At 64.8% G+C, this 22,175-nt stretch carries 19 protein-coding genes and 1 pseudogene; 5 read left to right on the top strand and 15 right to left on the bottom strand.

The window, feature by feature from the left end; genetic code table 11:
• Window positions 1-182 precede the first annotated feature (182 nt).
• On the top strand, window positions 183-1,457 hold the full coding sequence (locus tag PMI20_RS02730) for a type II toxin-antitoxin system HipA family toxin (RefSeq protein ID WP_007927578.1): 1,275 nt from the start codon (window positions 183-185) through the stop codon (window positions 1,455-1,457).
• A pseudogene (locus PMI20_RS02725) lies at window positions 1,454-1,720 on the top strand (helix-turn-helix domain-containing protein); the annotation flags it as partial. The gene PMI20_RS02730 and the pseudogene PMI20_RS02725, both read left to right, overlap by 4 nt.
• A gap of 87 nt (window positions 1,721-1,807) precedes the next feature.
• Here the strand turns inward: PMI20_RS02725 and PMI20_RS02720 are convergent.
• Window positions 1,808-2,644: an amino acid ABC transporter permease gene (locus PMI20_RS02720; RefSeq protein WP_007927576.1), complete on the bottom strand. Its 837-nt coding sequence runs from the start codon at window positions 2,642-2,644 to the stop codon at window positions 1,808-1,810.
• Entirely contained in the window at window positions 2,641-3,462 is an 822-nt protein-coding gene (locus PMI20_RS02715) for an ABC transporter substrate-binding protein (RefSeq protein WP_007927574.1), read from the bottom strand. The genes PMI20_RS02720 and PMI20_RS02715 overlap by 4 nt, the downstream gene beginning before the upstream one ends.
• Window positions 3,463-3,573: 111 nt before the next feature.
• Between PMI20_RS02715 and PMI20_RS02710 the strand changes: the two genes are divergently transcribed.
• On the top strand, window positions 3,574-4,473 hold the full coding sequence (locus PMI20_RS02710; RefSeq protein WP_007927572.1) for a homocysteine S-methyltransferase family protein: 900 nt from the start codon (window positions 3,574-3,576) through the stop codon (window positions 4,471-4,473).
• Window positions 4,474-4,588: 115 nt separating this feature from the next.
• Here PMI20_RS02710 and PMI20_RS02705 read toward each other — a convergent pair whose 3' ends face one another.
• From PMI20_RS02705 to PMI20_RS02695, 3 genes are read right to left on the bottom strand one after another with little or no spacing between them, the layout of a single operon-like run.
• Entirely contained in the window at window positions 4,589-5,260 is a 672-nt protein-coding gene (locus PMI20_RS02705; protein WP_007927570.1) for a GNAT family N-acetyltransferase, read from the bottom strand.
• A gap of 17 nt (window positions 5,261-5,277) precedes the next feature.
• Window positions 5,278-5,724 (bottom strand): GNAT family N-acetyltransferase, encoded by a 447-nt coding sequence (locus tag PMI20_RS02700; RefSeq protein WP_007927568.1) that lies wholly within the window; start codon window positions 5,722-5,724, stop codon window positions 5,278-5,280.
• On the bottom strand, window positions 5,721-6,356 hold the full coding sequence (locus PMI20_RS02695; RefSeq protein ID WP_007927566.1) for an FMN-binding negative transcriptional regulator: 636 nt from the start codon (window positions 6,354-6,356) through the stop codon (window positions 5,721-5,723). The genes PMI20_RS02700 and PMI20_RS02695 overlap by 4 nt, the downstream gene beginning before the upstream one ends.
• Before the next feature lie 120 nt (window positions 6,357-6,476).
• Here PMI20_RS02695 and pdxR point away from each other — a divergent pair, with 120 nt between their 5' ends.
• Both pdxR and PMI20_RS02685 read left to right on the top strand, forming a co-directional pair.
• Window positions 6,477-8,039, top strand: a complete 1,563-nt coding sequence (gene pdxR / locus PMI20_RS02690; RefSeq protein ID WP_007927565.1) for a MocR-like pyridoxine biosynthesis transcription factor PdxR — start codon at window positions 6,477-6,479, stop codon at window positions 8,037-8,039.
• Between the two features lie 39 nt (window positions 8,040-8,078).
• On the top strand, window positions 8,079-9,290 hold the full coding sequence (locus PMI20_RS02685) for a YeeE/YedE family protein (RefSeq protein ID WP_007927563.1): 1,212 nt from the start codon (window positions 8,079-8,081) through the stop codon (window positions 9,288-9,290).
• A gap of 107 nt (window positions 9,291-9,397) precedes the next feature.
• Here the strand turns inward: PMI20_RS02685 and PMI20_RS02680 are convergent, their stop codons facing one another.
• The 10 genes from PMI20_RS02680 to PMI20_RS02635 form a co-directional block, all read right to left on the bottom strand.
• Window positions 9,398-10,498, bottom strand: a complete 1,101-nt coding sequence (locus tag PMI20_RS02680) for a polyamine ABC transporter substrate-binding protein (RefSeq protein WP_007927561.1) — start codon at window positions 10,496-10,498, stop codon at window positions 9,398-9,400.
• A 14-nt stretch (window positions 10,499-10,512) separates the two neighbouring features.
• Window positions 10,513-11,544: a histone deacetylase family protein gene (locus PMI20_RS02675; RefSeq protein WP_007927560.1), complete on the bottom strand. Its 1,032-nt coding sequence runs from the start codon at window positions 11,542-11,544 to the stop codon at window positions 10,513-10,515.
• A 161-nt stretch (window positions 11,545-11,705) separates the two neighbouring features.
• Complete coding sequence (locus PMI20_RS02670) at window positions 11,706-13,625, bottom strand: ankyrin repeat domain-containing protein (RefSeq protein ID WP_007927559.1); 1,920 nt, start codon at window positions 13,623-13,625, stop codon at window positions 11,706-11,708.
• Window positions 13,626-13,696: 71 nt separating this feature from the next.
• The gene (locus tag PMI20_RS02665) at window positions 13,697-14,689 is read right to left on the bottom strand and encodes an AraC family transcriptional regulator (protein ID WP_007927557.1); all 993 of its coding nucleotides are present in this window, start codon (window positions 14,687-14,689) and stop codon (window positions 13,697-13,699) included.
• A gap of 195 nt (window positions 14,690-14,884) precedes the next feature.
• The gene (locus PMI20_RS02660) at window positions 14,885-15,889 is read right to left on the bottom strand and encodes an asparaginase (protein ID WP_007927556.1); all 1,005 of its coding nucleotides are present in this window, start codon (window positions 15,887-15,889) and stop codon (window positions 14,885-14,887) included.
• Window positions 15,890-15,988: 99 nt separating this feature from the next.
• Entirely contained in the window at window positions 15,989-17,434 is a 1,446-nt protein-coding gene (locus PMI20_RS02655; protein ID WP_007927555.1) for an alanine/glycine:cation symporter family protein, read from the bottom strand.
• 361 nt (window positions 17,435-17,795) lie between these two features.
• A complete protein-coding gene (locus tag PMI20_RS02650; protein WP_007927554.1) occupies window positions 17,796-19,025 on the bottom strand; it encodes a putative porin in 1,230 nt (409 codons plus the stop codon).
• 704 nt (window positions 19,026-19,729) lie between these two features.
• On the bottom strand, window positions 19,730-20,689 hold the full coding sequence (locus PMI20_RS02645; protein ID WP_007928482.1) for a PDR/VanB family oxidoreductase: 960 nt from the start codon (window positions 20,687-20,689) through the stop codon (window positions 19,730-19,732).
• Window positions 20,682-21,128 (bottom strand): RidA family protein, encoded by a 447-nt coding sequence (locus tag PMI20_RS02640; protein WP_007928483.1) that lies wholly within the window; start codon window positions 21,126-21,128, stop codon window positions 20,682-20,684. Before PMI20_RS02640 ends, PMI20_RS02645 begins: the two co-directional genes overlap by 8 nt.
• Window positions 21,125-22,159, bottom strand: a complete 1,035-nt coding sequence (locus PMI20_RS02635; RefSeq protein WP_007928484.1) for a Rieske 2Fe-2S domain-containing protein — start codon at window positions 22,157-22,159, stop codon at window positions 21,125-21,127. The genes PMI20_RS02640 and PMI20_RS02635 overlap by 4 nt, the downstream gene beginning before the upstream one ends.
• Between the last annotated feature and the right edge of the window lie 16 nt (window positions 22,160-22,175).

The raw sequence follows: 22,175 nt of genomic DNA, 5'->3' as shown, positions 1-22,175 counted from the left end.
CCAGGCTGGAACGAACATCATGCGAGTGTATTTTAATGCACTTATTCCGTTATAAATTTTATATATCTGTATTACAATGCATTTAAATGCCTTATGGTTCATTAAAAGTGCACTAAAATGCAGGTGACAAAGTGCTTCGGCTGACTTTGCAGCTCTACTGCGCAGGGGCATGGAACGACGCCATGACCCTGACCTTCGACAGGCCCGAAGAGGGCTTCGCCAGCCCCTGCCGTTTTGGTTATGTCCAGCAGTACCTGGTGGATAACCTGGAGGCTGTCGCCAGCCCGCTGGCCAGGTCGGTCAGTGCGCAGATCCCATTGGGCTGGGAGTCGTGGCGGGAAGAACGGGCCCCGGCCTTTCTCTATGACCTTGCCCCGGCGGCAGCGACCGGGCGCTTCCTGCTGCGCCAGATTGGCCACGAGCGGCCGGACGGCATGGGCGTCGAGTTGTTCCTCTTGAGTCGGTCCACCGCGGCGCCCATCGGTAACTTGCGGATCAAGGAATCGCTGGCGGGCTTGCGCAGGCGTCCGGCGCTGGGGTTTTCCCGGGACCAGGTGATCGTCCTCGATAATCGCTTTCTCGAGTACGCCCACGAGCAGGGCGCGGCGTTCGGCGGTACTGCGAGCATCGGCGGCGAAGCGCCCAAGCTGCTGCTGACTCAAAACCGCGAGGGCTTGCTGTACCCCGATGCGCTGCTCGACGACGCCTCGGCGGCGCGCCACTGGTGGGTGAAGTTTCCCCGTAACCCGGCCACGCAGAATGACGGCGACATCCTCAGGAGCGAATTCCACTATTACCGGGCGCTGCAACAGTTGGGCATCGATACGCTGCCGGCCGAGGGCCTGGCCCTGGAAGAAGGACCCAGGCCCAGCCTGTGGATGCAGCGCTTCGACCGTCGGGTAACGCCGATGGGGGTGGAGCGCCTGGCGGTGGAGTCGATCTATTCCCTGGCGGGGCTGGTGGGCCATGGCCAGGGCATGCGGCACACCGAGGTGCTGGGGATCCTCGCCGAACTGTGGCGAGCCACGGGCCAGGAGTCGGCGATCCCCGAGCTGGTGGCGGATTACCTGCGCCGGGACCTGCTCAACAAGATCCTCGGCAACTCGGACAATCATGGACGCAACCTCTCGATCATCCGCACCGACAGTCGGGTGCAGCTGGCGCCGATCTACGATCTGGCACCCACGGTCATGGACGATGAGGGCATTACCCGGACCATCAAATGGCCCGGGCGCATGGAAGTGGCGGGTGATGTGGACTGGCGCCTGGTATGCGCGAGCCTGAAGCCGCTGCTCGACCCTGAAGCCGCCCTGACGCGCCTGCGGGAGGATGCCGAACGGCTACGGGCCTTGCCGGACCTGTTGCACGCCAGCGGCTTGCCCGACGCCACCCTGAATCACCCGCGCATTCACTTGCGCCACTTGGACCGACGCCTGCAGGAGTGGGGACTGCGATGAGTACAACCCTGGAAGAACGCGGCGCGCTGATCGACAACATCCAGCAGGAGCTGGCGGCCGGCCGCTTGCCGCTTGGCGATGCGGTCAGGCGCCTGCGCAGCGAAGTCACGGGGCTGCACCAGAGCCAGTTCGCCAGGATGTGCCGGATTTCCCTGCGCACCCTGATCCACATCGAACACGGTGACGGCAACCCGACCCTCAAGTCGTTGAACGCGGTGTTCAAGCCCTTCGGTTTGCAGATGGGGGTACTGGCCGTGCAGAAAACCAGTCGCGCCCGCTCGCTGCTCAGTGATCTCGATCGCCTGGAAAAGGGCCCGGGTACGCCCGGGCCCTCGGCACCCCACTGAGCCTCAGTCGAGCTCGGCGTAAGCCTTGCCGTAATGCCGCTCCATCCGCGCCTGGATCAGTTCCAGGCCGATCGACAGCAGCCAGTAGATGATCGCCGCGGTGCTGAGCATTTCGATGTAGCGGTAGCTGGAGCGGCCGTAGGACTGGGCCAGGAACATCACTTCCCAGACGCCCATCACCGAGATCAGCGACGAGTCCTTGAGCATCGAGATGAACTGGTTGGTGGCCGGCGGGATGATGGTGCGCATGGCCTGGGGCAGGGTCACCTGCCAGAAGATCACGCTGTCACTCATGCCCAGGGCCAGGGCCGCCTGGCGTTGGCCGTGGGGCACGCCGAGGATGCCGGCGCGGAAGATCTCGCTGAGGTAGGCGCCGTAGTTCAGCGACAGGGCGATGATCCCCGCGGCGATGGCGCCTGGCACCACGCCCAGTTGCGGCAGGCCGAGGTAGATCAGCAGGATCTGGATCAGCAGCGGCGTGCCGCGAAAGAACGAGGCGTAGAAGCTGGCGATGCCAAAGGCCACGGCGCTTTTCGACAACCGGGCCAGCGCGGTGACGAAGCCCAGCAGCGACGACAGCACGATCGAGCAGAGGCAGAGGAACAGGGTCAGCGCCGCGCCTTGCAGAAAACCGTTGGGGGCCAGGGTGATGCCGAGCAGGTTGGGCAGCTTGTCGAGGATGATCGAGAACTTCAGGTCGAAGCTCAGGAAGAAACTGGCGAACAGGCCGAACAGCACCGCCCAGGTCAGGTACAGGCGGGTGCGGAAACCGAAGAGGCGTTTGACCAGCGGCTCGGCCAGCGTTTGCGGTGGCCGGGGCGGTTGCGAAAGAGAAGTCATTGGCTGATGTCGGCGCCGATCCATTTCTGCGAGAGCTTGCTCAGGGTGCCGTCCTGCTTCAGTTGGGCGAACACTTCACGGACCTTGGCATGCCACTGGGCGTCGCCTTTCTCGATGGCCACCGAGTTGGGTTCGGCGTACAGCGGCTCGCCGGCGAGCTTGAAGCGCGGGTCCTGGGCCAGGCGCGGCTGGGCCGTTACCAGGTTGGTGAGGATCGCGTCCAGGCGCACGCCAGCGCCCAGGCCGAGGTCCTGGAAGGCCACATTGTCGGTGTCGTACGGAGCGATCTGCACGTTGTCGAACGGGTACTGCAACCGGGTGTCCTCGGCACCCTCGATCACCAGGTTCTTGTTCAGGTAGCTCTCGTAGCTGGACGCGCTGGTCAGGCCGACCTTCTTGTCGCTCAGGTCCTTGGCGCCGTGGATACGATCGTCCTTGGCGTTGACTACGATCACCGCTGGCGAGGCGTAGTACTGCACCGGAAAGTCGAAGACTTCGGCGCGGGCCTTGCTCGGGGTCATGGAGCAGATGCAGATGTCGTAGCGGCCGCTCCAGCGGCCGGCGGCGATCACGTCCCAGGACGGCGTTTCCAGGCGCAGCTTCACCCCCAGTTTGTCGGCCACGGCCTTGGCCACGTCGACGTTGAAGCCATCGAGCTGGTTCTGATCGTTGAGGAAGGAGAAGGGCGGGTAGCTTTCCATCAGCACGCCGACCAACTCTTTTTTCTGTTCGATACGGTCCAGGGTGGCGCCGGCAAAAGCCTGGCTGGAGGCAGCGAGAATCGTCAGGCCCAGGGCCAGCAGCGGTTTGAATTTCATTGGAATCCCGGGCAGAAAAAAGGTTGTTATTAACTGAACGGTGCGTATTAAATAGTTATAAGAACGACTCAGATAGTGAGTTATTTTCATAAGCATATGAGTAAAGAGCATATGGGCGCAGGCAGCAGGGTAATTCTGGATGGCGGCATGGGTCGTGAACTGCAACGCCGTGGGGCGCCGTTCAGGCAGCCCGAGTGGTCGGCGCTGGCCCTGAGCGAAGCACCGCAGGCAGTGGAAGCGGTGCATGCGGCTTATATCGAAAGCGGTGCCAACGTCATCACCAGCAACAGCTACGCGGTGGTGCCGTTCCACATCGGCGAAGCGCGTTTTGCCGCCGAAGGCCAGGCGCTGGCGGCCTTGGCCGGCGAACTGGCGCGGCGCGCGGTACAGGCTTCCGGCAAACCGGTGCGGGTAGCCGGTTCGCTACCGCCGCTGTTCGGCTCCTATCGCCCGGACCTGTTCGAGGCCGATCGCGCCGCCGAGTTGCTGGCACCGCTGGTCAACGGCCTGGCCCCGCATGTCGACCTGTGGCTGGCGGAAACCCAGAGCTCCACGGTCGAGGCGCGGGCGATCCACGCCGGCCTGCCCAAGGACGGCAAACCTTTCTGGCTATCGTTCACCTTGCACGATGAGAACCCTGACCAGGTGCCACGCCTGCGCTCCGGCGAGCCGGTGGCGGACGCGGCGGCGGTGGCCGCCGAGCTGGGGGTGGAAACCCTGCTGTTCAATTGCAGCCAGCCGGAAGTGATAGGCGCGGCGATCGACGCGGCGCGGGCAACCTTCGAGCGGTTGGGGGTGACGATCCATATCGGCGCCTATGCCAACGCCTTCCCGCCGCAACCGAAAGAAGCCACGGCCAACGATGGCCTCGACCCGCTGCGCGACGACCTAGACCCGCCGGGTTACCTGCAATGGGCGGCCGACTGGCGGCAACGCGGCGCCAGCCACCTGGGCGGTTGCTGCGGTATCGGGCCGGAGCACATTGCAGTGCTGGCGCGGCAGCTGACTTAAAAGCCTCGCGGGCAATCGAGCGTCGACCGGCCGCTCCTACAAGGCCGGATGCTGAACCTGTAGGAGCGAGGCTTGCCCGCGATGACGTCGGATCAAACACCGCCTGACAAGGGTGTTACCCCCGGCACTCAGCCAACCCCTTCAACTGCCCTGAGCCGCTCTGGTTGTCCTCGCTCAACCAGCGCTCGAACCCGGCGCCGACCTTTGGCCATTCGGAATCGAGGATCGAATACCAGGCGGTATCGCGGTTCTCGCCCTTGACCACCATGTGCTGGCGGAACACCCCTTCGAAACTGAAACCCAGGCGCTCGGCCGCATAACGCGAGCGGGCGTTGGCGTTGTTGCACTTCCACTCCAGGCGGCGATAACCGAGGGCGAAGGCTTCCTTGGCCAGCAGGTACACCGCTTCGGTGCTCTTGGGCGAGCGTTGCATGGGCGCGCCGAAGGTGACGTGGCCGATCTCGATGCGGCCCTGGGCCGGGACGATCGACATCAGGCTGAGCAGGCCCTGCACCTGGCCGCTGGCCCGGTCGACCACGCTGAAGAAATACGGGTCGCTGTTGGCCGCATGGTTGTTCAGCCAGTCATTGAAGGCGCTGCGCTCGGTAAAGGGCCCGTAGGGTAGGTAGTCCCACAGCTTGGGGTCGGCGCCCGGGCCCTGGAAGGCGTGCCACAGGTCGTCGGCGTGGCGCGCCGGGTCGAGTTTTTCCAGGCGGATAAAGCGCCCTTCGAGCAGGGTGGTGGACGGCGGCGGTACGCCTTTCCAATCGGCGAGTGAGGTCGGCATGGGTTCTCCTTGAACGCTTAAAGGGCTTTGCGAAATTGAATGAAACCCGGGCGTTCAGCGATCCGCTCGTAGAGCTGGATGGCAGTGGCGTTGGTTTCGTGGGTCAGCCAGTGGACCTTGCAGCAGCCGTCGGCCTTGGCGGTGGCGTAGACGAATTCGATCAGTTGGCGACCGACGCCGGTACCGCGTTGCTCCGGGACCACCAGCAAGTCCTGCAGGTAGCAGGAGTTCTCGATGCTCCAGTTGGAGCGATGGTAGATGAAATGCACCATGCCCACCGCCTGCTCGCCGTCCCAGGCCAGGGCGGCGTGGGTCGGCTCGGCGGGATCGAGGAAGCGCTGCCAGGTGCTGCGGGTGACCGCGTCGGCCAGCTCGGTCTCGTAGAAACGCAGGTAGGCCTGCCACAGCGGCAGCCAGGCTGCGTGGTCAGCGGCGGTGACGGGACGAATCTGGATCTGGCTCATGGCTGCTCCTGGCGCATCAGTTGGGAAATGCTCTGGTCATGGGGATCGGCGCTGGCGGCCAACCCTTCGCGCACGCCGGCGATGTCGGCGGCGGTGCGGTTCTGGCTGAGTTTGCGCTTGCCCTCCAGGCGCTGGATCGGCAGGGCGAAGCCGACGATGGCGCGCAGCATGCTGTCCATGAACTCGGCGGGGGCGTCCTCGAATTTCCAGGGGCTGGCGCGGCCGGCTTCATGCTGGTCGGTCAGGGCGCTGACCACTTCGCGGATGCGCTGCGGATCGTGGAACACCTCGGCCACGCCGTAGGCATGCACGCTCACGTAGTTCCAGGTCGGCACCACTTTGCCGTGCTCGGCCTTGCTCGGGTACAGCGACGGGCTGACGTAGGCTTCGGCGCCCTGGAAGATCAGCAGCGCCTCGGCGCCGCTGGCCAGTTCCTGCCATTGCGGGTTGGCCCTGGCCAGGTGGCCGTAGAGGGTGCCGTACGGGCCCTGGTCCGGGGCGAACGACAGCGGCAGGTGATTGGCCTGCAGACCGCGCTCCCCGTAGGTCACCAGGGTGGCAAGGCGGGTTTCCCCGATCAGCTGGTGCAGGGTAGGCAGGTCTTCTTCGGCGAAAGCGCGGGGTAGGTACATGGAAAAATATCCTTGGCGAATGGCTGCATCCTAGGCAGGCTATTGGTCTGTTGTAAGAGCCATCTTCAGTCATTTTCATAGGTCCATTGGCGGGTCCATTCAGCCGGCCGGGGGGAGTCCATGAACAGCCCGACATTGCCGCTTTCCTTCAACCCCGCCGGTATCGAGCTGGACCGCGGCCAGGGGCTCAGCCGCCAGCTGTACCATGCGCTGCGCCAGCGGGTGCTGGACGGCCGGCTGGCCAGCGGCACGCGCCTGCCGGCCAGCCGCGACCTGGCGGCGGCCCTGGAGATTTCCCGCAACAGCGTGGTGCGCGCCTATGACCAGCTGTACGCCGAAGGTTTTATCGAAGGCCGGGTGGGCGATGGCACCTACGTGGCGCAATTGCCCGAGAGCCGGCTACCGATCAAAAAGTCGGCGAGAAATTTATCCACAAAAGTATCCACAGGGTTATCACCAGGCTTATCCACAGGGTTATCCACAAAATGCCTGGATTTACCTGGGATTACATCCAGTAAAGTTATCCACAGCGAGGCGTTGGAACGGGTCGAACAGCACCATTTGGCGACTCCGCAAAGCGGTCCGCCACGGGCTTTTCGGGTGGGGATTCCGGCCTTCGATCTGTTTCCGTTCGAGGTCTGGGCCAAGCTGAATGCGGCTTTCTGGCGCAAACCGGATCTGGGCCAGCTGTGTTATGGCGATTCGGCCGGTGAGGAGCGCCTGCGCGGATTGATCGCCGCCTACTTGCGCAGTTCGCGCGGCATGCAATGCAGCGCTGAACAAATTGTGATCACCAGTGGTGCACAACAGGGCATAAGCCTTTGTGCACAGTTGCTGGTGAACCCTGGCGACGGGGTGGCGGTGGAAAATCCCGGCTATCGGGCGGCGGGGCATGCCTTCGCGATTGCCGGCGCGCGCCTGCACGGGGTGGCGGTGGATAACGAGGGCTTCGACTGCGGGGCGCTGGCAGCCCTGAGCGATTGCCGACTGGTCTACGTTACGCCGTCCCATCAGTACCCCACCGGGGTCACCCTGAGCCTGGCCCGGCGCCTGGAACTGCTGGCCTGGGCCGAGCGCAGCAACGGCTGGATAGTCGAGGACGACTATGACGGCGAGTACCGCTACAGCGGCGCGCCGCTGGCCCCCCTGGCGGCGCTCGACCGGCAGGGCCGGGTGCTGTACGTCGGCACTTTCGGCAAGGTCGCGTTCCCGGCCTTGCGCCTGGGTTACCTGGTGCTGCCGCCGGCGCTGGTGCAACCCTTCGCTCAGCGCCGGGCGCTGGATGTGCGCCATTCCGAGGTCAGCACCCAGGCGGTGATGGCCGAGTTCATGGCCGCCGGGCATTTCCAGCGGCATATCCGGCGCATGCGCCGCGCCGCCCTGAGTCGGCGCAATGCCTTGCTGGCCGGCTGGCCTGTGGATATCCCCGGGGTGGGCAAGTTACCGAATGTGGCGGCGGGCCTGCACCTGACGATCCCGGTGCAGAGCCTGGCGCGGGAGCGCGAACTGGTGGAAAAGGCCGCCGCCGTGGATGTCGAGATCAACGGCCTGAGCAACTACTGGCTGCCGGACTCGCCCCAGCCGGCGGACCAGCGCGCTGGCCTGGTGCTGGGCTTCGCCGCGGTGCCCGAGGCCGCTATCGCCTGTGCCCTGGAGCGTCTGCGCCGGGCCTGGGGCGTGTGACGGCTATACTCGCGGCCATTGTCTTTGTCGAGAACCCTTATGAGCCTGACTCTTTCCGCGACGCCCGAACGCAAGTTCGGCGCGCCCTTGTTCGCTTTGATCGTGCTGCTGGCCGGCGCTGTATTCCTGCAGGCCCAGGTCGGCTCGCGCCAGGTGTGGCTGTTGCTGCTGGGCGCGGCCCTGGGCCTGACCCTGTATCACGCCGCCTTCGGTTTCACTTCGGCCTGGCGGGTGTTTATCCGCGATCGTCGCGGCGCCGGCCTGCGGGCGCAGATGGTCATGCTGGCGCTGGCGGTGCTGCTGTTCTTCCCGGCTCTGGGCGCGGGCAGCCTGTTCGGTTCGCCGGTCACGGGGCTGGTGGCGCCGGCCGGCGTCTCGGTGATTGTCGGTGCGTTCATTTTCGGCATCGGCATGCAGCTGGGCGGTGGTTGCGCGTCCGGCACGCTGTTCACCGTGGGCGGCGGTAACGCGCGGATGCTGGTGACCCTGCTGTTTTTCATCTGCGGTTCGCTGATCGCCACCCACCATGTGGACTGGTGGTTCGCCTTGCCGTCGCTGCCGCCGGTGTCCATCGTGCAGCGCTTCGGCGTGGCGCCGGCATTGGGGCTCAGCCTCGGTCTGTTCGCCCTGATCGCCCTGGTTACGGTACGCCTGGAGAAGAGCCGCCACGGCACGCTGGAAGCGCCGGTCGACAGCGCGCACCAGGGCTGGCGCCGCCTGCTGCGCGGGCCCTGGCCATTGGTGTGGGGCGCGGTCGCCCTGGCCCTGTTGAACTTCGCCACCCTGGCCCTGGCCGGCCGGCCCTGGGGCATCACCTCGGCGTTTGCCCTGTGGGGCGCCAAGGTCGCCAGCGGGCTGGGGGTGGATGTCGGCAGTTGGGTGTTCTGGCAGGGCGCGGCGAACGCCAAGGCCCTGGCCGCGCCGGTGTGGCAGGACATCACCAGCGTGATGGATATCGGCATCGTCTTCGGCGCCTTGCTGGCGGCGGGCCTGGCCGGGCGTTTCGCGCCAAGCCTGAAGATTCCCGCGCGCTCGCTGGTGGCGGCGGTGATCGGTGGTTTGCTGCTGGGTTACGGTTCGCGCCTGGCCTACGGCTGCAACATCGGCGCCTACTTCAGCGGCATCGCCTCCGGCAGCCTGCACGGCTGGCTGTGGCTGGTGGCGGCCTTTATCGGCAACGGCGTGGGCGTGCGCCTGCGGCCGTGGTTCTTTGCCGAGGAGCGTCAGTCGCAAGGGCTGACGGGCTGCTGAGCTTCCGTAGGCGCGAGGCTTGTCCGCGATGAACGATAACGCGGTGTAGCCGATACACTGCGGCGCCCCTATCGCGGGCAAGCCTCGCTCCTACGGACGCCGGGTAATCAGGTCCCGGCCTTGATCTTGGTCCAGGCCCGGGTCCGCGCCCGTTCCGCGTCCCGTGGCAGCGGCCGCAAGGTGTACAGCGTGCTCATCGCCGCGTCGGTCGGGTACAGGTTGGGGTTGTTGCGGATCGACGGATCGACCTGCTCGGTGGCGTCCCTGTTCGGGTTCGGGTAGCCGACGAAGTCGCTGACCGGGGCGATCACCTTGGGTTGCAGCAGGTAGTTGATGAAGCGGTAGGCATCGTCCGGGTTCTTCGCGCCTTTGGGGATCGCCAGCATGTCGAACCAGATCGGCGCCCCTTCCTTGGGCAGGCGCATGTCTACTACCACGCCGTTCTTGGCTTCCTTGGCGCGGTTGGCGGCCTGGGAGAAGCTGCCGGAATACCCCACCGCCACGCAGATGTCGCCATTGGCGATGTCGGCCATGTACTTGGACGAGTGGAAGTAGGTGACGTAGGGGCGGATCTTCAGCAGCAGCGCTTCGGCCTTGGCGTAGTCCGCCGGCTGCTTGCTGTTGGGGTCCAGGCCCAGGTGCTGCAGGGCCAGCGGCAGGATCTCCGACGGCGAGTCGAGCAGGGCCACGCCGCACTGCTTGAGCTTGCTGATGTTCTCTTCCTTGAAGATCAGGTCCCAGCTGTCCACCGGCGCGCTCTCGCCGAGGGTGGCCTTGACCTTGGCTGGGTTGAAGCCGATCAGGATGGTGCCGTACATGTAGGGCACGGCGAACTTATTGCCCGGGTCGTTGGCCTCGATCAGCTGCATCAGCTTGGGATCGAGGTGGTTCCAGTTCGGCAGCTTGCTGCGGTCCAGCGGTTGGAACACCCCGGCCTCGATCTGCTTGGCGAGGAACACGTTGGACGGCACCACCACGTCGTAGCCGGAGTTGCCGGTCAGCAGCTTGGCTTCCAGCGCCTCGTTGGTGTCGAAGATGTCGTAGACCAGCTTGACCTGGCTGTTCTCGGCCTTGAAGTCTTCCAGGGCCTTGGGGGTGATGTAGTCGAACCAGTTGTAGACGCGCAGGGTGCGTTCTTCAGCCTGTGCGGCACTGCCCAGCAGCGCCGCGCAGAGCGCGGGCAAGAGGTAGCTTTTGAGCCTGTTCATGTGGCGGGTTTCCTTCACTGGGCGTTTTGAAAGCCTTCGAGAACGTTGACGGCGTTGATGCCGATCTCTTCCACGGCGTAGCCGCCTTCCATGACGAACAGCGTCGGCGTGCCCAGGGCGGCAATGCGTTGCCCCATGGCCAGGTAGTCCGGGCTGTCGAGCTTGAACTGTGAGATCGGGTCGTCCTTGAAGGTGTCCACGCCCAGCGATACGACCACTATGTCGGCGCCATAACCGCGGATTTCCTCGCAGGCCTGTTCCAGCGCCGCGCTCCAGCTGTCCCAGCCGCTGCCGGCGGGCAGCGGGTAGTTGAAGTTGAAGCCCTCGCCGGCACCTTCGCCGAGTTCGTCCGCATACCCCAGGAAGAACGGGAATTCGGCTTCCGGGTGGCCGTGGATCGAGGTAAACAGCACGTCACTGCGTTCGTAGAAAATCGACTGGGTGCCGTTGCCGTGGTGGTAGTCGACGTCGAGGATCGCGACCTTCTTGTGGCCCTGGTCGAGGAAGGCCTGGGCGGCGATGGCCGCGTTGTTCAGGTAGCAGTAGCCGCCCATCAGGTCGCCGGCGGCATGGTGTCCCGGTGGCCGGCACAGGGCGAAGGCACTGCGCGCGCCGCGCTGGATCACCGCCTGGGCGGTCAGGGCGACTTGCGCGGCGCTGTAGGCCGCCTGCCAGGTGCCGGCGGTGATCGGCGCGCCGCCGTCGAAGCTGTAGTAGCCAAGCTGGCCGTGCAGGCTGGTGGGGATCACGCTGCGCAGGGTGCGCGCCGGCCAGGTGTAGGGCAGCAGGTCGCCGTCGATGCCCTGGGCGGCCCAGCGGTCCCAGGCGCCCTTGAAGAAGTCCAGGTAGGCGCGGCTGTGGATGCGTTCGATGGGCCCCAGGCCGAAGTCCCTGGGCGCCTCGACCGGGCCCAGGTTGCGATACTTCACGCGGTCCAGCACGTGGTCGGCGCGCGACGGCATTTCGAAGCAGGGCATCAGTTGCCCGTCGATCAGTTCGCAGCGGCCGTGGTGCAGGTGGTGATCGTCCGAGTAGATCGTCAGCATTTCTTGTTCTCCGCAGGCTGGTTCGGTGCTCACAGTCTTGCGGCGCCGGGGCTTTTGGAGAACGGCAGGAGCGGCCAAAAGGGGATCGATATGGCCAAAACCTGTGTCCGCAATTCGCCCCTTGAAACAGCACGGCGCCCCATTGCGGGGCGCCAGCGGGGTCAGCTTGCGGGCGGCGCTTGATCGAAGCGCTGCAGCACCTGGAGCATGTCCTCGCGTTTTTTCCGGGTGAGGATACCCAGCAGCAGGGCGCGGCTGTTTTTCTCGCAGCGCTGGCCGGCATTCGGATCTGCGCCTTTCTCCAGCAGCAGGGTGAACATGTCCAGGGTCTCCTGCTGGCTGACAGTGGGGGACTTGTCGTCGGCGGAGGTCTTGTCGGCGACGAACGTCAGCAGGCTCTGGCCGCCGGGTTGCTGGTTGGAGCAGGTGCCACGACCGTAGTTCAGGTTGAGATTGGCACCGGCTTCGATCAGTTGCCTCATGGCCGTGTAGTTGTTGCCCCAGAACGCCCGGTACAGTGCGGTTTCGTTGTCATCCACGGTGCGCAGTTCGAGGTTCTGCGGGTGTTGCAGCAGCCAGGTGAAGCCTTCGAGGTTGCGTGTCTGCTCGGCCAGTTGCATCAGCGGGGTGTAGCCCCGGCTGTTTTGCTCGTCGACGGCGACCCCGGCTTCCAGGAGGAATTTGAGGCGCCCGCCCTGGTTCAGGTCGGGGCTGTCCTTGAGGTCGCGCTCCATGGCCTGCAGGGCCAGGGTGGTCCATTTGTACTGGCCGCTGGTATGGGCGCCGTGGGCCAGCAGCAGTCGGGCGATCTCCAGGTTTGGCGCATCCAGGGCGTGCAGCAGGGCACTGCGCCCGTCGTCGGCCATGACTTCGCCACTGACGCCGCTGGCCAGCAAGCGCCGGACCTCGGCCGCGTCGCCGGCATCCACGGCGGCCACCAGCGGCCAGAAGCCCTGGCACGCCTGCGGGTTGGCGGACTTCAGGCCCAGGCGCTGCAATACGCGCGGCGGCACGCTCAACTGGCGTTGCAGGCGCAGGCCGCAATACAGCCGATAGCGCTCGATGGCGCGGCCCTGGTGGATGTTGTCCAGCGGCCGTTGTTCGAACTGGGCCCAGTCCAGGTCGGCCAGGTTGAGGTAGGTCGGCATGCGCCCGGGTTCCCGGCGCAGCACCTCCAGCAGCCAGGGGCGGGCGGTTTTCAGCTGGCCGGCCTCGCTGGTCCAGTAGGCGATGTCGTTGAGCAGGCCCGGGTATTCGCTGTGGTCCTGGGCCATGGTGCGAAAGTCATGGGCGGCGAAGAAGTCTTCTACCTGGCGGATGCCCGGCCCCTTGTCCTTGGCTTTGCGCAGTTGCTCGTGGAGTTCGCGGAACCGCGCCCAGACGTCATCCGCCGTGGCCGCTGGCACATAGGCATTGAAGGTGATCGGACCTGCGCCGCTGCTGAAGGGCCGGAACCACGCAGGAAAGCGCTGCAGGGCGTACAACCACTGTTGCTCGATCTCGGTGCCGATCGGTTGCAGTGGCGTGAAGTCCATCTGGGTCAGGTCGCGGCGGTGACTGATGGCCAGCATCGGCTGCTGCGGATAGCGCTGGTCGATCAGCAGATAACGCTGGCTGAGCTGCCAGTCCGGGCTGATGCAATTGAAGCTCAAGGGCGTCAGGCTCAGCCCGACTTCGAGCTGATTGCTCGGCGGCCAGTTGTCCGAGACCTGGATCGGGTCGTCCGGCGAGACGCAGGCCCGCAGTTCCTCGGGACTGAACAGCGGCAAGGGCGGCGACTTGTAGATGCGCTGCTGGTACTGCGCGTCCTGGTAGGCGTTGAGATAAAACAGCCCGCGGTACTGGCTGAGCACGATCCGCGCCGGCAGTTGCTCAAGGCCTGGCAGGGGGAACGGCTTGATCTGCAGGGTGGCGGTTTCCGGCTCGTCCAGGACGATACCGCGGGAGACTTGCCACCATTTGATCTTGGCCAGGTCCAGGTCGAATGCCTGGACGGCGGGGGCGATGGCGAGCATCAGCAGCGCCAGGCCGTTCGCGCAAAAGCGGATGTGCCTGGCAACGATGCCTGTAAAGAAGTTCACGTTTGCAGTCCCTTGCCGGTATGAAAGGCCGGCAATGTAATGCAATCGGCGGTTTTATGCCGGGGTTTGTGTCAGGGCCGGAACTGGCTCGGGGCGACGCCGCTCCAGCGCACGAAGGCATGGCGGAAGCTCGCGGTTTCGCTGAAGCCCAGGGCTTCGGCGATGCGGTAGATCGGCAGGTCGTCCTCGCAGAGCATCTGCTTGGCCCGCTCGAAGCGCAGCTCGTCGAGCAGTTCCTGATAGCTGCACCCCAGGTCCTTGAGGTGCCGGCGCAGGGTGCGGGCCGAGCAGTTCATCTGTTCGGCCAGGCCTTCCAGTCCCGGCGCGGCGTCCAGTTGCGCCGCCAGCAGCTGGCGGATACGCCCCAGCCACGCCTGGCGCCCGGTGAATTCGGTGTTCTGCTTGCGGCAGCGTTCGGCCATGGCCTGGTGGGTGATGGCGTCCGCCAGGGGCAGCGGCTGTTCGAGCCAGCGCCGGTCGAAGGCGAAGGCATTGCAGGTTGCATCGAATTGCAGCGGGCAGTCGAAGCGCTCGGCATAGCGGCGCTGGTAATCGGGGGCGGGGTAGTCGAAGCGGGCACCGCGCAAGGGCAGTGGATGGCCCAGCAGGTCGTCGCAGATGACCTTCATCGACACCAGGCAGAACTCGATATTGAAGGTCGCCAGCGCCGGGTTCTCGCGGTAATCCGCGGCGGTCAGCCAGATCAGCTCGCCATCCGTTTCCAGGCTCAGCTCGAAAAGTGTTCCCAACAGCGCCGGATAACGCAGCGCCAGGCGCAAAGCGTCACCTAAGGTGGCACTGGTGAGCAGGGCATAACCGAGCATGCCGTAGCTGGAGACGTGCATGCGCCGGCCCAGCTCCAGGCCGATATCCCGTTGCAGGGCCACGGCGTTGGCGCACACCAGCATTTCCTGGTTGGTGGTGATGCGGGTGTCGGCGCGGCTCAGGTCGGCGGCGTTGATGCCGCTGCCGGCCAGCAGCGCGTCACTGGGCAGCCCTTGGTCCTTGAAGGTGTTGAGCACCAGCGAGACGGCGTTGAGGGTGGTGAGGTGGGAGTGCAGCATGTCCGTTTCCAGCCCGGGGGATGCTGAAAACGGAGCAATTTGTATGCCGCGCCTGCGACAAATTCCAACGATGGCGTGGGGCGGCGGCTGGATCGCCGCGTTGCGGCTATCGCGAGCAAGCTCGCTCCTACAAGGGACTGTGGAGCTTCTGTAGGAGCGAGCTTGCTCGCGATGAAGGTGAACGATGACGTGCTGTCAGCTCAGCTCGCCGCACAGGTCCAGTTCCACCAGGCGCCGCACTTCGGCGCTGTCCAGGCCGGCGCCCAGCAGGGCGTTGAGCTTGCCGAAGGCCGCTTCGCGGGTCATGCCGCCGCCGGACAGTACGCCGACGCCGCGCAGGCGGCTGCCGGCCTCGTAGATGTCCAGCTCCACGCCGCCTTCATGGCATTGGGTGATGGCGACCACCACGATGCCCTGTTCCCGGGCGCGTTGCAGGCTGGCCAGGAACTGCGGGTTATCGCTCGGCCCGGTGCCGCTGCCGAAGCACTCCAGCACCAGCGCCTGGATGCCGCTGCCCAGCAGGGCGTCGAGTTGTTCGGCGGCGATCCCCGGCACCAGCGGCAATACGCCGACCCTGGCCAGTTGCTTGGCCTGGCGGTAATCCAGCTGCGCTGGAATCGACGTCGCCTTGGCTGCGCCGCCCTGGCGCTGCAACGCCGCGAACGGATGACGGCCGAAGCTGCGGATTTTCGCGCAGCGGGTCGGCGCCAGCAGTTCACCGTGGAAGTACAGATGCACGCCCGGCGCCAGGCCCTGGCCGAGGGCGACCAGGGCGCCGCCGAGGTTTTCCCAGGCATCGCTGTCGGTCACCCCGGCCGGCAGCATCGAGCCGGTGAACACCACGCGGGCGGGCAGGCCCAGCAGCTGGAAGCTCATGGCCGCGGCGCTGTAGGCCAGGGTGTCGGTGCCGTGCAGGATCAGCACGCTGTCGCAGCCTTGCACATCGACCGCATCGACCACGGCTTCGCGCAGGCGCTGCCAGTAGGCGGGGGTCATGTTGGCGCTGTCGATCAGTGGCGCCATCTCGCGAAAGCGCCAGTCGGGCACCACCAGCTCGGGCTGGCTGTGCAGGTAGTCGCGCATCCGCGCCTCGAAACCCGAGGCCGGGGCCAGGCCGTGGGCGCTGGCCTGCATACCGATGGTGCCGCCGGTGTAGAGCACCATGACGTTCTGCGCGGCAGGATAGGTGTTGGCATTCATTGGGGAGTCTCCGGAACGATGACAGCGTGCGGTCGAGCATGAAGCTGACAGCCGCTTGTGTCACGCCGGGCGCAAGACATGCGCCCGGTTTTTACCCGATCAGCGTTGCGCTGCGGGAATACCTTGCGGCTGAACGTCGGCCTCGGCAGCAACCGACGGGCTGGTCGGCCAGGCCTTCAGGTCCAGGTCCAGATCGGTAAATTTGCTGGAGTCGAACACTGGCTGGCTGACGCCGGCGCGGCGCTGCTCGTCGTAGTCGCGCATCACGCGCAGGCCGACCTTGAACAGCATGGCCAGGGCCACCAGGTTGACGAAGGCCAGGCAGGTCATGGTGATGTCGGCGAAGGCGAACACGGTCGACAGGTCCTGCATCGAACCCCAGACCACCAGCGCCAGCACCAGGCCGCGGAAAGTCATCAGCGCAGCGCGGTTGCGGGTGAGGAACTGCAGGCTGTTCTCGCCCAGGTAGTAGTTGTAGAGGATGCAGGTGAAAACGAACAGCGACAGCGCGACGCTGACGAACATGCGGCCCCAGTCACCGACCACGGCGGCCAGCGAGTTCTGGGTCAGGACGATGCCGTCACCTTCGAAGCCCGGGGTGTAGAAGCCCGACAGCAGGATCAGCAGCGCGGTGCAGGTGCAGATCACGAAGGTGTCGAGGAACACGCTGAAAGCCTGGACCACGCCTTGGGCGCCCGGGTGCTTCACGGCGGCCACGGCGGCGACGTTCGGCGCACTGCCCAGGCCCGCTTCGTTGGCGAATACGCCACGCTTCACGCCCATGACAATTGCGCTGCCGAGCAAGCCGCCGAAGGCCGGGTCGAGACCGAAGGCGCTCTTGAAGATGGTTTCCAGCATGGCTGGGACCTGTTCGATCTGGGTGCCGATCACGTACAGGGTCACGCCGATATAGGCCAGAGTCTTGATCGGTACCAGCAGGTCGGACACCGATGCGATGCGCTTGATACCGCCGATGAAGGTGATGGCCAGCAGCACCGCCAGGACGATACCGGTGTGTTGTGGGTCGAAGGCAAAGGCGTTCTGCAGCGAGTGGGTCACGGTGTAGGACTGCAGGCCGATGAAGGCGAAGCCGTAGGTGACCAGCAGCAGGATCGAGAACACCACCGCCATGCCTTTGAGCTTCAGGCCGTGCTGGATGTAGTAAGCCGGACCTCCACGGTACAGGCCGTCGCCATCGGCGCGCTTGTAGACCTGGGCCAGGGTACATTCGAAGAAGCTGCTGGACATGCCGACCAGTGCGGTCACCCACATCCAGAACACCGCACCCGGACCACCGAGGGTCACGGCGATGCCGACACCGGCGATGTTGCCTGCACCGACGCGGCCGGCAAGGCTGAGCATCAGGGCCTGGAACGAGCTGAGTTGCCCGGCGCTGCCTTTGAGGCTGTCGCGGAACACCGCGAACATGTGGAAGAAATGGCGCAATTGAACGAAACGCGAGCGGATCGTGAAGTAGCTACCGAGCCCGACAATGAGCACGATCAGTACTTTCCCTGAGAGGAAGTCGTTGATGACTTCGAGCATGGAGTATTCCTCGCTGTTTTTTGTAAAGGCAGAAGCTGGGCGGTCCGAAACATCGAGTTACACACCGTCGCGCGGGCAGCACGACAGGTGGGGCGAGTGTTCGTCCCGGTTCCAATTCGCGGGTTGTTATTAGTTCGGGTTTCCCATGGGGTTGAGCCTCGTTACCGACGGCTGTCCATGTGAAGAGGGGGCGCACTATACCGGTGCGCGCGCCCGCCGTCTGCATATAGCGCGTCGAGCCGAGGAACGGCAGACGGGGAAAGGGGCTGAATCGAGCGCCTCGGCACGCTTTATCGCCTCCGTAGGAGCGAAGCTTGCTCGCGATGAACGTCAACGAAAATGCGGCGCGGTCCGGCAGGCCTCAGAAGTAGTAGCCGATATTGACGTTGGTCCGGTAGTACCACTGGTTGCTGCCCACCGAGCTGGTGCTGGTGAAGCCGCTGCCGTTCTCCGCGCCACCGTAGGGGTTGGCGTTCCGGGCCCAGGTCAGGTCGACCCAGGCCATGATCGGCATGGCCAGGAACTGCGCGCCCACGGTGTACATCTGCGAGTCGTCCCAGCCGCTCCGGTCTTTCATCATCCGGCTGTAGTCGTTGTACAGCTTGATCTTCTTCAATTGCCCGAGCTTGGGCGTGTAGATGTCGTAGCCGACGTTGAACGAGGCGATGGTGGCCTTGGAGGCGATCAGGTACGCCGGGGTCAGGCCGTTGCCGCCCATCAGCACCGAATCCTGGCTGACGCCGGTCGGGTTCTGGGGATCGAACTCGTAGCGGATGCCCTGGGTGGTGACGGTCCACGGACCCTTGCTGATGACCGCGTGCACGCCCGCGGCCCAGTAGTCGCCATCGTCCCTGGTGGTGGCGTTGTAGAGCTGGGCGGTGGCCAGCGAGGCGCCGATCTCGGTCTTCCAGCCATCGCTGTTGAAGGTCCGCGCCACGCGGGCGTTGAATTGGTTGCGCTTCTCGTTGTCCTGGCGCGACTGGGTGAAGGCAATGGCGTTGTTATCGAGGTCGGCGTAACGCCCGACCTCCGGCGAGTAGCGAATATCCGTGGGCAACATGCGCGGGAAGTAGCCGAGCTGCACGTCCCAGTCCTGATCCTTGTAGGTGTATTTGAGGCCCGAGCCTGCGCTCACGCCGTAGCCCATGAAAAACGGGATGTGATAACTCCAGCCGAACTGCGGATAGGGCTCCAGGCCGAAGGGCTTGAACGGCGCCCCCAGTTGCAGGCTGGCGTTGGCGTTGAGTCGGTAGCCGACGAAGCCGCGATCGATGGAGCGCTTGCCGTCGTCCTGGAACCAGTAGCCGATATCGCTGTAGAGGTTCTTGTAGGTGGCTTGCACATCCAGGCGGAAGGTGTCGAACAGGAACCGGCCGTTATTCTCGGTGGTGTCCCAATGTTCGTCGCGGTAATTGGTGCGCAGCGCGCCGCCGATATCCAGGCTGCTGTCGCCGTCGTCACTGCGCCAGGAAATATGCGGAAAAGGCTTGCTGGCGGCGTTGGCCCGCACGGGGGCGGAAGGAATGGGTTCGACGGCGAAACTTGCGCAACTGACTACCATCAATCCTGCACATAAGACATGACGTTTCATTTTTGACCTCACCTTTAATGCTCGGCGCTACTTGATGATCGGCAACACTTACCCGCTTGCCTGATAAGGCAACTGTGGCGGGAGTGGGTCTTGCCGGATTAAGTGCTGGTTATTGTTGTTTTATCGGTGGAACGCCGTTTGGCCCGTGGATTTACAGGGGGTAGAGCAGGAACTGTGCCAGGCATCCTGCATCTTGGATGTTTATGAAAAGCTTATTGAAAACAATTGTTTATATGGGAAACACAGGCTTCTGTGCAGCCTGTGAAACAGCGGGGAAAGTGGGTAACAAAGTTGCGCGTTATAGGTGCGTCTTTATTGCACGCTGTTAAATAAGCGGGCAGGAAGTTTGTTTTACTGGTGAACAATCAGATGCCTGTCGGTTACAGCGAAAGTTCATTTTTCGCCATAAACCGCGAGCCTAAAAAAGGCCGACATCACTGCCTGTAGCCGCTGCCGAGCCCGCGAGGCGGCGAATGGCACCGCAGGGGCCGCCATCCGGACGCCGGGGTGCATCAATGGAAGTGCGGTTGGCAGGTTTTGCGGCTGCTGCGCAACCGATCGCAGCCTCGCAGGCTCGGCAGCGGCTACAGCGGTCGTTTTGCAGCCTTCCAGCGGTTTTGGCGGTATGTAATAGCCGTACAGCCTTTGCCTGGCAACGATTACGTAGCAATTACGTAACCGTTACGTAGCAATTACATAGCGTGCTAGAGGTCCAACACCAGGCGCCGGCTCTTGCAGCCGGAAACGCAGACCATCATCGATCGGTTGGCCGCCCGTTCGGCCTTGGTCAGCACGCCGTCGCGGTGGTCGATCTCGCCTTCCACCACCCGCGTTTCACAGGAGCCGCAGACCCCTTCGCGACAGCTGTGGTCGATGTCGCAGCCGGCTTCGAGCAGCACATCCAGCAGGCTCAGGCCGGGCTCCACGGACAGGGTCTTGCCGGACTTTTTCAGCTCGACGCTGTAACTGCTCTGGGCGTCTGCGCTGGGCGGCAACTCGGCGGCGGCGAAGCGCTCGATATGGGCATGGGGATAACCCAGGCGCTCGCAGGTGGCTTCGAAGGCATCGAGCATCGGCGTCGGGCCGCAGCAGTAGAAGTGCGTGTCCGCCGGCTGGCCGGCGAGGTAGGCGGCGAGGTCCGGCGGCGCGCCTTTCTCGTCGTTGAAGTGGTAGATCACCCGGGCCTTGAGCCCGCTCAGCTCTTCCACCAGCGCGGCCTCCTGGCGCGAGCGCGCGCAGTAGATCAGCTCGGCGGATTTTCCCAGGGCCAGCAGTTGGCGGAACATGCAGTAGATCGGCGTGATGCCGATGCCACCGGCCACCAGCACGCTGTGGCTGGCGCTCGGTTCCAGTTCGAAGTTGTTGCGCGGCGCGGCGATCGACAGGTGCATGCCGACCCGCAGCTGGCTGTGCACGTATTCCGAGCCGCCGCGGCTGTTGCGGTCGCGCAGGATGCCGACCACATAACGGCCCTGGTCGCTGGGCGAGTTGAGCAGCGAGTAACTGCGCACCAGGCCGTTGGCCAGGTGCAGGTCGATGTGCGAGCCGGCGTCGAACGGCGGGAACACCGTATCGCCCAGGGGCCGCAGCTCGACGCTGATGATGCCTTCGGCTTCGTAGCGTAGGGTGTGGACGCGGGCGGTGAGGAAGGAGGGTTTAGACATCGTTCACCTCTATGACGGTACGCAGGTCGACATCGAGCCGGGCGTCGGCCTCGATTTCGACCCGTAATTCGGGAAACACCAACGCACTGACCGCCACCAGGGTGGAGGTCGGGAACAGCTCCTGCCCGGCAAAGAAATCGCGCCGGGCGCGGCCCACCTGCTCCTTGTCGGCGATGTCGGTGAGGTACACCGTCAGCCGACAGATATTGCCGATGTGGCCGCCGGCGGCTTCCACCAAGGCCTGGATCTTGCCCAGCACCAGCAGGGTCTGGGCGTAGCCATCCAGCGCCGCGCCGGCTTGCACGGCCTCGCGGCTGGCGGGGTGCGCGGTCATGCCGGACAGCAGCACCTCGCGGCCAATCACCAGGGCATTGGACCAACTGGCGCCGGCCGGCTCGGCCACGGCTGCGCTGCGCACCCGGTGCACGGCCCGGTTCATGGCAACTGCTTCGCTTCGATCAGTTCGAGCTGGGCCTTGGCGGCGTTCTTCAGGTAGCGCCGCAGCCGCACCACGCCCAGGTCGTGCTGGTAGAGGTTTTCGCGCTGGTTGGCGTCCGGCTCCATGAACTCCAGCAGCACCCGGTCCTGCTCCAGCACCGCCCAGTGCCGCGCTTCCAGGCGGTTCTTGTAGAGGAAGCGCCAGGTGTCGCGCTGCCAGCCGGTCAGCGGACGGCAGCGCCAGTGGAACACCGCCGCCAGCGAACGGCTGCTTGGGGTGTAGCTGCCGATGATGGTGAAGTTGCCGCCCGGGCCGCCGGTTTTCGGGTAGGGAATTTCCAGGCGCAGCCAGTGGCAGCCGTTGTCCATGAACTCGGTCCAGTCGAAGTTCACCCCGCGCTGGCCTTCCTTCTCGAAGAAGAAGCCGTTGTCGGTATCGCGGGTGACGAACTTGGCGGTGGCTTCGCCTTCGCTCATCGAGTGCGACATCTTGTGCAGGTAGGTGCCGTGCATCGGGTCCATGACGTTGTCGAGCACGTAGCGGTAGTCGCCTTTCCACTCGGTGTAGCAGACGAAGCTGCTCCACTCGGGGGAACTCAGCTGCTCCGGCAGCACCAGTTCCGGCGGGGTTTCCAAGTGCGGGTCGGTGGCGTTGAACAGGAAGATCGCGCCGGCGGCTTCGCGGGTGTGGAACATCCGCGTCGGCCGGCTGCCTTCGAGCTTGCAGCCGGGGCTGCCGGGCACCTTGGTCACGGTGCCGTCGCAGCGCACTTCGACGCCGTGGTAAGGGCATTGCAGGCGATCACCCAGCACCGGCCCCTGGGACAGCGGCGCGCCGCGATGCGGGCAATGGTCTTCCAGGGCATGGACGCTGCCATCGTTGTCGCGCCACAGGGCGATCTTGTAGCCCAGGCGGCGCACCGATACCGGCTTCTCGCCCAGCAGGTCCGAGGGCAATACCGGGAACCAGAGGTCCTTGAGACCATTGGCCAGGTGATTTTCAACAGGGTCGACGGTCAGTTGCGTATTCATCTTGTTATTCCTTCTG

Source organism: Pseudomonas sp. GM17, assembly GCF_000282175.2.
Classification (GTDB): domain Bacteria; phylum Pseudomonadota; class Gammaproteobacteria; order Pseudomonadales; family Pseudomonadaceae; genus Aquipseudomonas; species Aquipseudomonas chlororaphis.
Note: the sequence above shows the minus strand (reverse complement) of the source record. Positions and strands in the feature narration are given on the sequence as shown.

Bases quoted from the DNA above. Each gene is read 5' to 3' on its own strand.
- PMI20_RS02730 (WP_007927578.1), top strand. From the start codon at position 183: ATGACCCTGACCTTCGACAGGCCCGAAGAGGGCTTCGCCAGCCCCTGC.
- PMI20_RS02720 (WP_007927576.1), bottom strand. From the start codon at position 2,644: ATGACTTCTCTTTCGCAACCGCCCCGGCCACCGCAAACGCTGGCCGAG.
- PMI20_RS02715 (WP_007927574.1), bottom strand. From the start codon at position 3,462: ATGAAATTCAAACCGCTGCTGGCCCTGGGCCTGACGATTCTCGCTGCC.
- PMI20_RS02710 (WP_007927572.1), top strand. From the start codon at position 3,574: ATGGGCGCAGGCAGCAGGGTAATTCTGGATGGCGGCATGGGTCGTGAA.
- PMI20_RS02705 (WP_007927570.1), bottom strand. From the start codon at position 5,260: ATGCCGACCTCACTCGCCGATTGGAAAGGCGTACCGCCGCCGTCCACC.
- PMI20_RS02700 (WP_007927568.1), bottom strand. From the start codon at position 5,724: ATGAGCCAGATCCAGATTCGTCCCGTCACCGCCGCTGACCACGCAGCC.
- PMI20_RS02695 (WP_007927566.1), bottom strand. From the start codon at position 6,356: ATGTACCTACCCCGCGCTTTCGCCGAAGAAGACCTGCCTACCCTGCAC.
- pdxR (WP_007927565.1), top strand. From the start codon at position 6,477: ATGAACAGCCCGACATTGCCGCTTTCCTTCAACCCCGCCGGTATCGAG.
- PMI20_RS02685 (WP_007927563.1), top strand. From the start codon at position 8,079: ATGAGCCTGACTCTTTCCGCGACGCCCGAACGCAAGTTCGGCGCGCCC.
- PMI20_RS02680 (WP_007927561.1), bottom strand. From the start codon at position 10,498: ATGAACAGGCTCAAAAGCTACCTCTTGCCCGCGCTCTGCGCGGCGCTG.
- PMI20_RS02675 (WP_007927560.1), bottom strand. From the start codon at position 11,544: ATGCTGACGATCTACTCGGACGATCACCACCTGCACCACGGCCGCTGC.
- PMI20_RS02665 (WP_007927557.1), bottom strand. From the start codon at position 14,689: ATGCTGCACTCCCACCTCACCACCCTCAACGCCGTCTCGCTGGTGCTC.
- PMI20_RS02660 (WP_007927556.1), bottom strand. From the start codon at position 15,889: ATGAATGCCAACACCTATCCTGCCGCGCAGAACGTCATGGTGCTCTAC.
- PMI20_RS02655 (WP_007927555.1), bottom strand. From the start codon at position 17,434: ATGCTCGAAGTCATCAACGACTTCCTCTCAGGGAAAGTACTGATCGTG.
- PMI20_RS02650 (WP_007927554.1), bottom strand. From the start codon at position 19,025: ATGAAACGTCATGTCTTATGTGCAGGATTGATGGTAGTCAGTTGCGCA.
- PMI20_RS02645 (WP_007928482.1), bottom strand. From the start codon at position 20,689: ATGTCTAAACCCTCCTTCCTCACCGCCCGCGTCCACACCCTACGCTAC.
- PMI20_RS02640 (WP_007928483.1), bottom strand. From the start codon at position 21,128: ATGAACCGGGCCGTGCACCGGGTGCGCAGCGCAGCCGTGGCCGAGCCG.
- PMI20_RS02635 (WP_007928484.1), bottom strand. From the start codon at position 22,159: ATGAATACGCAACTGACCGTCGACCCTGTTGAAAATCACCTGGCCAAT.